The sequence below is a fragment of the Sandaracinobacteroides sp. genome (genome assembly GCF_057137845.1).
Genome location: NZ_DBNHFX010000186.1, coordinates 1 through 8,562 on the forward strand (window position 1 = coordinate 1; position 8,562 = coordinate 8,562).

At 64.8% G+C, this 8,562-nt stretch carries 7 protein-coding genes and 2 pseudogenes; 3 read left to right on the top strand and 6 right to left on the bottom strand.

Annotated features, from left to right (window positions below; all coding sequences use genetic code 11):
- Window positions 1-36: 36 nt before the first annotated feature.
- From AC16JP_RS10385 to AC16JP_RS10395, 3 genes are all read left to right on the top strand, one after another.
- The gene (locus AC16JP_RS10385) at window positions 37-849 is read left to right on the top strand and encodes a DUF815 domain-containing protein (RefSeq protein ID WP_484340543.1); all 813 of its coding nucleotides are present in this window, start codon (window positions 37-39) and stop codon (window positions 847-849) included.
- Window positions 850-924: 75 nt separating this feature from the next.
- Window positions 925-2,106, top strand: coding sequence for a hypothetical protein (locus tag AC16JP_RS10390; RefSeq protein WP_484340544.1), 1,182 nt, complete (start codon window positions 925-927; stop codon window positions 2,104-2,106).
- A gap of 35 nt (window positions 2,107-2,141) precedes the next feature.
- Window positions 2,142-4,202 (top strand): S9 family peptidase, encoded by a 2,061-nt coding sequence (locus tag AC16JP_RS10395; protein WP_484340545.1) that lies wholly within the window; start codon window positions 2,142-2,144, stop codon window positions 4,200-4,202.
- A gap of 60 nt (window positions 4,203-4,262) precedes the next feature.
- Here AC16JP_RS10395 and AC16JP_RS10400 read toward each other — a convergent pair whose 3' ends face one another.
- The 6 genes and pseudogenes from AC16JP_RS10400 to AC16JP_RS10425 form a co-directional block, all read right to left on the bottom strand.
- On the bottom strand, window positions 4,263-4,709 hold the full coding sequence (locus AC16JP_RS10400; RefSeq protein ID WP_484340546.1) for a bactofilin family protein: 447 nt from the start codon (window positions 4,707-4,709) through the stop codon (window positions 4,263-4,265).
- On the bottom strand, window positions 4,648-5,739 hold the full coding sequence (locus AC16JP_RS10405; protein ID WP_484340547.1) for a M23 family metallopeptidase: 1,092 nt from the start codon (window positions 5,737-5,739) through the stop codon (window positions 4,648-4,650). The genes AC16JP_RS10400 and AC16JP_RS10405 overlap by 62 nt, the downstream gene beginning before the upstream one ends.
- A 248-nt stretch (window positions 5,740-5,987) precedes the next feature.
- Window positions 5,988-6,524 carry a peptide-methionine (S)-S-oxide reductase MsrA gene (gene msrA / locus AC16JP_RS10410; RefSeq protein WP_484340548.1) on the bottom strand — a complete coding sequence of 179 codons (537 nt, stop codon included), beginning with the start codon at window positions 6,522-6,524 and terminating at the stop codon, window positions 5,988-5,990.
- 125 nt (window positions 6,525-6,649) lie between these two features.
- Window positions 6,650-6,751: pseudogene (locus tag AC16JP_RS10415) on the bottom strand (PEPxxWA-CTERM sorting domain-containing protein); the annotation flags it as partial.
- Window positions 6,752-7,204: 453 nt separating this feature from the next.
- Window positions 7,205-7,807: pseudogene (locus AC16JP_RS10420) on the bottom strand (trypsin-like serine protease); the annotation flags it as partial.
- 161 nt (window positions 7,808-7,968) lie between these two features.
- A partial coding sequence (locus tag AC16JP_RS10425) for a PLP-dependent aminotransferase family protein (protein ID WP_484340549.1) occupies window positions 7,969-8,562 on the bottom strand: 594 nt, incomplete at its 5' end.

Genomic DNA, 8,562 nt, shown 5'->3' on the forward strand with positions numbered 1-8,562 from the left:
GTTGCCCTGCCCGGCTTCCGACCCTAATTGCAAGCCATGACCGACGCAATCACCACCGCGCTGTCGCAGATCGCCGGTATCCTCGAGCGCATTGCGCCGCCTGCCACCACCGGCGCAAACCCAGCGACAGGCAGTGCCTTCCGATGGGATGGCCGCACCCTCCATGCGATCAACCGCCCCAATGTGCTGCCGCTGGATCGTTTCGCGGGCGTCGATGCGCAGACGGCCGCGCTAAGACAGAATCTTGGCGCCATGGCGCGCGGTGCGCCCGCGCACGACATGTTGTTGTGGGGTTCGCGCGGAATGGGAAAGTCCGCGCTCGTCCGGTCGGTTGCAGCCGAAGTGCAGGTGGCACTGGTGCAGGCGGCAGCCGACAGCCTTTCCACCCTGCCGCTGTTGTTCGAACGGCTGGAACCGACGGACCGGCCGTTTCTGCTGTTCGTCGACGATCTGGCGTTCACCGCGACAGACCCCGACGTGCGGGCGCTGAGATCGCTGCTGGATGGCGGCATTGCCGAGCGCCCGGCGAACGTCCGCATGGCCGTCACATCGAACCATCGTCATCTGGTCGAGCGCCCTCCGGCGGAAAGCCGCCACGCGCGCGATTCGATGGACGATCAGCTTGCGCTGGTCGATCGTTTCGGGCTGGTGCTGGGGTTCCACGCCCCCGATCAGGATAGCTGGCTGGAAATGGTCCGCCGCCATCTGGCGCCCGAGGGGCTGGCGCTGGACGAAGCCGACGCCATTGCCTTCGCACTGGCACGCGGCGGGCGCTCGGGGCGCACGGCGTGGCATTACCGCAACGAACTGCTTACCCGTCGCGCGACGGATGGCAGCACCGCTGCCTGAGCCGACATTCGGCATTGCGCCCTGCCCCATGCTCGGCAACAACGGCGCAACCATCCTGTTCATGAAGGGTCGCCGATGGCCGACGTCCTGTTCTATTCCACCGGCGAAATCTTCTGGGTAACCGACCCTCCCGAAAACCGGTCCGAACATATCGGCGTTCGGCCGGTGTTCCCGCCAGTGCCGCCAGACCGCTTCTTCACCTATGCGCGCGCCGCCCGGATGCTGGAAGCGCGCGGCCACCGGGTGATCGGCGCCTACGGCCGCCACCGGGAAGCGCATCGCAACGCGCGCGCCGCCGGCGCCGCCGGAGACCCGGAATGGCTTGCCCTTGCCGACCATCCACGCGCCGACCGGCTGGTGCTGGTGCTGATCGCAACCGAACAACCGGGCGACCGCTTCGGCCCGATGCCGTTCACCGCCGAGGAGCAGGAGGCGTTCCGGGCGTTCCGCGCAAGGGGCGGTGGCACCTACGTCATGTGGGACCATGGGCCGCTGGGACATGCAAGCCTCGACACGCTTGGGCTTGCAGGCCCGATCGAACCTGAACCTGCCGAACCGCTTCGCCCCGACGTCGTCCACAGCCTCGACTCGACGGACAGCCCGAGGACGCGCATCCAGGGCGTTCGCATGACTGCGGATGGCCCGGTGCCCGTCGATGTAGAGCTGTCGCTCGGCCCGCCCGCGGGCTATCTTCAGAAGATCGTTCCGGCGGAACTGGCATGGAAGCAGCCCGACGGCACGCCTGCCCCGTTCACGCCGCATCCGATCTTCAACGGTGTCGGATCGGGCGATGGAATCTGGATCCCCGCCCACGCCCACGAGGGGATATTCAAGGCTGGCGTTCACTACATGTATCGGCTGGACGAAAGCTGCCTGCCCGAAGGGGTGCGCCTGCTGGCCGTGCATGTGCCGCTGAACGAAACCAGCTTCAACGCCTTCCCGGTGATGGCGATCGAGCCGGGAGCCGGGAACCGTGGCGCAGTGCTGTGGGACAGCAGCTTCCACCACCTCGTCGACATCAACCTTGCAGCCGATGGCAAAGTCCCTTGGGAGCCATACGCCCCCTTCACCGCCGACAGCCTTTGGCAACCGCAGGTTCCGCCGGACCTGTTCAACCAGCGGCTGGAGGAAGGCCTTGCGCGCCTGTTCGGCAACGCGGTTGCGTGGCTTGGAAATGAATTGCAGGATCGGCGCAAGCTGCCGGCGGGCCGGCAGAACCATCCCGCCGACCGGCGCGCCGTTCCCGTCTTCAACTGACACCCTGTTCCCCAAGAACCACGAGGCATGAACCGATGAAAGCAATTGTTGCAGCCCTGCTTGCCGCCGCAAGCCTGCCCGTGCAGGCAGCCGATCTGAAGCCGTTGCAGGCAGCCGACCTCTATGACCTGCAACTGGTCAGCAATCCGGTGGTGTCGCCCGATGGCAAGCGCGTTCTGTTCACCCGCTACTCCTACGAGCGCGCGACCGACCGCAAAACCGGCGAGTTGTGGCTGGCGAACGTCGACAGCGCGGGCCGCATCACCGACCGGCGGCTGCTGGTCGGCCGCGATGTCGGGCCATCGCAATACAGCTTTTCGCCCGATGGCAGCCGCATCGCCTATGTCGCGCAGGCGCTTGGCCGCCCGCAACTGCATGTGATGGCGCTGGCTGAAGCCGTCGGCCGTCCGCTCACCACCGGCGAAATCGCTCCGCAGGGACCGGTCTGGTCGCCCGATGGCAGCCGCATCGCCTTCACCGGATGGGTAGAGGCAAAGCCCGCCGCCATCCCCGGCCTGCCGGAAAAGCCCAAGGGCGACGGTCTGAGCGCCGCACCCGACGCGAAGATCATCACCGACCTGTTCTGGCGCGCGGACGGTGTAGGCGAAATCAAGCCCGGCTCGAACCAGTTGTTTGTGGCCGACGCCGCAACCGGCGCAGTCACCCGGCTTACGGCCGGCGACAAAGACCAGATCGACGATGGGCGCCTCGGCTGGACGAAAGACGGCAAAGGCATCCTTGGTTCATTCACCGCCGACCCGATCAACGGTCCGCGCGAAAGCGACATCTACCTCTTTGCGGCCCAGCCCGGCAAAGACGGCAAACCACAGGCCGCCACGCGCATCACCTCGCGCGCTGGCAGCGAGGGGGCGCCGCAAGTTTCGCCGGATGGTCGCACCGTCGCGTTTCTTGGTTCGGCCGCATCGAACGAATTCTACGACATGCCCGAACTCTGGACGACGACGCTGACACCCGGAGGCCCGGTCAATCATCTGTCGAAATCGCTAGACCGGCCTATTGCCGATTTCGGCTGGGATGCCGACGGCCGAACGCTGCACATCCTCTATCACGATCAGGGAACCCAGCGGCTTGCGCGGATGGATGCATCGACCGGCGCGTCGACGGTCATGGTCCCGTCGGTTGGCGGCACCCGGCTTTACCTGCCGTCTGCAGGCGGACAGGCAGACTGCAATGGCGGCACCTGCGCCTTCACCACCGCCTTCACCGACCGGCCGGCGGGCTTGGGCCTCGCGCGCGGCAAAGGCCAGACCGACGGGCTGGACTTCAACGCTCGCTGGGCGGCCACGCGCAAGCCCGCCCGGATCGAGGAAGTCAGCGTGGCTTCGCGCGCCGACGGCAAGCGCGTGCAGGGCTGGATCGCCTTCCCGCCCGATTTCGACCCCGCCAAACGCCACCCGGTAATTCTGGATATCCACGGCGGGCCGAACACCGACTACGGGCCGTATTTCTCGGTCACGCATGGCCTGTATGCGGCGGCCGGTTATCTGGTGCTGTTCACCAATCCGCGCGGTTCGATCGGCTATGGCCGGGAATTCGCGAACGCAATCACCAATGCCTACCCAGGGCAAGACCACGACGATCTGATGACAATCCTCGATACGGTCGCTGCTCGCCCCTACGCCGATGCCCGGAATATGTTCATCGGCGGCGGGTCAGGAGGCGGGGTGCTGACGTTGTGGGCGATCGGCAAGGAGCCGGAAAAATTCCGGGCGGCCGCCGCCCTGCGCCCGGTCGTCGACTGGACGGACCAGGTGACGACGTCGGACGGAACCGCGTTCTTCATGAAGCACTGGATGGGCGCAACGCCCTGGGAACAGCCTGAACTGTATTTCAAGCGGTCGCCATTCAGTCTGTCGGGACAGATTCGCACGCCAACCATGCTGATCACCGGCGAAAACGACTATCGCACCCCGATCAGCCAGACCGAGCAGATGTTCGGTGCGCTGAAACTGCGTGGCGTCGAAGCACAGATGATCCGCCTGCCCGGATCGGGCCATGGGATGGGCCGGCCCTCGCAGTGGCTGCAATCTATTCTGGCGCCGATCGACTGGTTCAACCAGCACAAGGCCAAGTAGCAAGCGCAGGGGTTCATCCCGCGCCATTCGCGCGGAGTGAACCCCTGCCGGCCAGCGGCCTCAGTTGCTGGCGACCAGCTCCACGCGCGGCGCTGCCTCGGCGATCGGCGTGCCTGGCGCCCGATGGCAGAGCTTGCCATCGACTTGCCCGCCCTGTTCGATCGTCAGGGTTTCATAGGCGACGTCGCCTGAAATGCGGGCGCTCGCCAGCACCACAAGCTCTCGTGCTGTGATCGAGCCATCGACCCGGCCGGAAAGTCGGGCGGATTCTGCCGTAACCGACCCTTCGATCACGCTGTCGGCGCCCTGCACCAATGTCGCGCAGGTAACGTCGCCCTCTACGCGGCCATCGATGTGCAGGTCGGCGGCTGCCTTGATGTCGCCGCGAATGACGACGTCACCCGCCAGCACCGAGAAGCCGCCGCCCCCGGCCCGTGTGGCGGCTCTAGCCTGCTGCGGTGCGGCCGAGGATCCGTTCGCGGGCGTCTGCTTTGACTTCGAGAACATGGGCGTTTGCCTCCAGAAAGCGGCGCGGGTTCACCGCAGTGCCGTTGACGCGGACTTCGAAATGCAGGTGCGTGCCGGTTGACCGCCCGGTGGAACCCATGCGGGCGATGGCGTCTCCGGTGTGGACGGCCTGCCCTATGCGGGCGGCAAACCCCGAAAGGTGCGCGTAGCGCGTCATGATGCCGTGGCCGTGATCGACTTCGACGACATTGCCATAGCCGCTGCGCTGTCCGACGAAGCTGACCCGTCCCGGCGCTGCCGACCGGATCGGGCTGCCGTGGGCGCCGCGAAAATCAAGGCCTGCGTGCATGGCGCGGGCGCCGGTGAACGGATCGGATCGGGCACCGAAACCGCTGGTCAGCGCCATGCCATCGGCCGGCCTGCCGGACGGCAGCGCAACCAGCAGCGATTCCAGTTCTTCCAGCCGGTCGAGCATCGCGGAAAGCTTGTTTAGCGCCACGTCTCCGGGCAGTTTTGCTGCGCGTTTGCGCGACAGCGGCAGGAACGGTCCACCCTGCGCGCGCCTGTCGCCGGGGCGGATACCGACGGCCAGCAGCGCCTGTTCGGCCTGTGCCGTCCGCCGCGCGGTGGCTTTGGTCAGCGTATCGATGAACTGGTCCTGCCGGGCGCCGCTTTGTTTCAGCCGTTCGACTTCGCCCTTTGCGGCTTGCTGTGCGGCCTGCGCTGCCGCCGCTTTCGGCTGGTCCGTCGCTCCAAGCTCGGCCCCGGCCTGCTCATCCTCGCCGAAGTGGGCGCGGAACAACGTCTCGATGCGATCCTGCCGGGCATCAAGGCCATTGGCGATCTGCTCGACCGAACGACGCTCGGCGGCGACCCGTTGTTCGGCCACCTGCACGGCAGCGGCGCGCGCCTCGACATCCCGATGCTGCTGGCTTGCCCATGCCTGCCAGACCAGCAGTGCGGCGGTTCCGCCCGCCCAAGCGCTTAGCGTGAAAGCAGCAATACCCGCCGCCCGGCGCTGGGCACGTGCGGACAGCCGCAGATAGCGGACATGTCCTTGTGTACGCACGATAATCTCGTGGTCACGAAACAGATTGTTCCAGCGGCCGGAAATCAGTCCCCGGCTCCCGAAAAGTTGCACGAAGCGTAAGCCTCTCAGCCAAACCCCATCCCCATGGAGCGGTTAGCAGCGGCCTGCCTTCGATTCCGATTCCCCGCGCACGGATTCATGACGAATCGCCGCAGAATCACGGCAGGATGATGAATTGATGTAACATCCGCAGCATCACCGGTGCCTGCATGGCTGACTGCCGCCACTCATGGTTTGGCGCGCGATGCGAATTTCTGCATGAATTTCCGCACCTTGGGCGTAATGATCACCGTGCAATAGGGGTTATTGTCACCGATTCGGTCGAAATATTGGTGGTGTTCCGCCTCGGCTGGATACCACGGCGCAGACGGTTCGATCGTCGTCACCACCGGCGCCGGCCAGTCGGCCACCGCACGGGCAATTGCGGCCTTTGCCTCGCGGTTCTGGGCCTCGGTCTGCGGGAAAATGGCGCTGCGGTATTGCGGGCCGATGTCATTGCCCTGGCGGTTCAACTGGGTCGGGTCGTGTGTGCCAAGAAACACGTCCATAAGCTCGGCATAGCTGATGGTCTCTGGATCAAACGTCACCCGGATCGCTTCGGCGTGCCCGGTATCACCGCCGCAAACCTGCCGATAGGTCGGGTTTGGCACGTGGCCGCCGGTGTACCCGCTTTCCACCGAATGCACGCCGCGAAGCCGATCGAATATCGCTTCCGTGCACCAGAAGCAGCCCCCGGCAAGAACCGCAGTTTCCAAGCCAGCCATGCCCGCACCTTTCCTGATATATTCAGGTTATCGACATGGCGATTGCACGTCCGTCCGGCAATGAGGCTCGTGCGTGAAAAAGGCCGGCGGATTGCTCCGCCGGCCCATTTCATCGCCCGGTTCGATCAGGCGGCTGCGACCGCCCGGCGACGGCGCATCGCGCCACCGACAAGGCCGAAGCCCGCGATCATCATCGCCCAGGTGGCCGGTTCCGGCACCACGCCGCCGATCCATGCGGTATGGATATAGATCGGCACATAACCGCTGAATTCGCCGAAGCTGCTGTTCAGGGCATCATCGATATCGCCCCAGTCGGACCCGAACGACAGGCCATAGGAATTGATCGAGGCAAGCCTGCCATCGACGAAGGCAGGCCCACCGGAATCACCGCCGGCAATGCCGACTTCCATGTTGCCGATACCCTGCTGGCAATAGTTGGTCAGGCCCGACACCGCATAGGCGATCAGGCACGCCGTATCATTGGCGACCTTGCCGTTGTCGAGGTCGGAAATGAAGCTGTACTCGATATCGGCGGTGCCGAAGAAATTCTCGCCGTTGCCGTCGAGGTTGGTGAAGAAACCGCCGAAGTCGGAATTGCCCCAGGCATAGTCATAGATGTTTTCGCCCTGGCGCATGCGCCCGGTGCCAAGATCGGCGCCGACATTGCCGCCAGCCGACGAGCGCCGGCCATTGCCGACCACGTTGAACTGTTCGCCGGTCACGTCGCCGTTGGCATACAGGCCATAGACCTTGGCATAATCCGGCGCCGGCGCGGCGAGGCGCAGAACCGCAATGTCGTTCTGGTCGATTACTTCGCCGGTGTAGCCGGGGTTCACATAGATGTGGCTGACGTCGATCGCGACTGCGCCGACATTCGCATTGAAATCGTCTGCCGGGTTGAAGCGGACGAAATCAGGATCGGTGCTGTCGCTGAAATAGGCGCGAACACGGGCCGGCGTTCCACCCTTGCCGTACCCATCGGATACGCAGTGACCCGCCGTTGCGATCGAGTTGCCTGAAATCAGCGACCCTGTGCAGATGAAGGCGGCGCCATCGTCATACTGCATGATCAGCGTGACGACGCCGCTGTATTTGGGATTGTTGGCGAAATAAGCGGGATCACCGCCGCCAACCACGGTCGCTGTCGAGTTGACGCCGACGATTGTGTTCTGCGCCTTCCAGCTCAGGTTGCCGCGCTGGCCGCTGGCGATCCCGGCCTGCGCAGAAGACACAAAGACGAACGGTGCTGCCACTACGGCAGCCGCGAGAAGAATACCCTTCATGTTAAGCCCCTGTTTTCCATATATTGCCCCGCCGGAAAGACACCCCTTCCGACCTGTGGATGCTATCACTCGGGCAATGGAATGCAACGATTTTTTACAACCGCTGCCAACTGGTTAACCATGTTGACGGAAACTAAGGGCGCGCTGCTTTTCCCTGCCGCCTAGGGCTTGAAGGCAAGAATAGGTTCACGCGCGGCGCGGGTTTCGTCCAGCCGGCTGCGCGGCGCAAAGCGCGGGGCCGTAACGAAGCGGTCCGCGTCTCCGGCCGTTGCCGCTGTCGCCAGTGCGCGCATCACGTCGATGAACTTGTCCAGCCGCTCGCGGCTTTCGGTTTCCGTCGGCTCGATCAGCATGGCACCATGCACCACCAGCGGAAAATACATGGTCATCGGGTGATAGCCCTCGTCGATCAGCGCCTTGGCGACATCGAGCGTGGTAACGCCGGTTCCTTTCAGGAAGCTGTCGTCGAACAACGCCTCGTGCATGCACGGGCCGGCGTCGGCGTAGGGCGCGGTCATCACGTCCTCTAACCGCCGCAGCACATAGTTCGCGTTCAGGACGGCGTCCTCGGCCACCTGCTTCAGGCCGTCGGCGCCGTGGCTTTTGATATAGGCAAGCGCCCGCACGAACATGCCCATCTGCCCGTGGAACGCCGCCATGCGGCCGAAGCTAAGACCGTGGTCCTCGGTGTCGGCGGTTTCCTCCTCGACCAGATGGTAACGGCCGTCTTCGATCACTACGAACGGCAGCGGCGC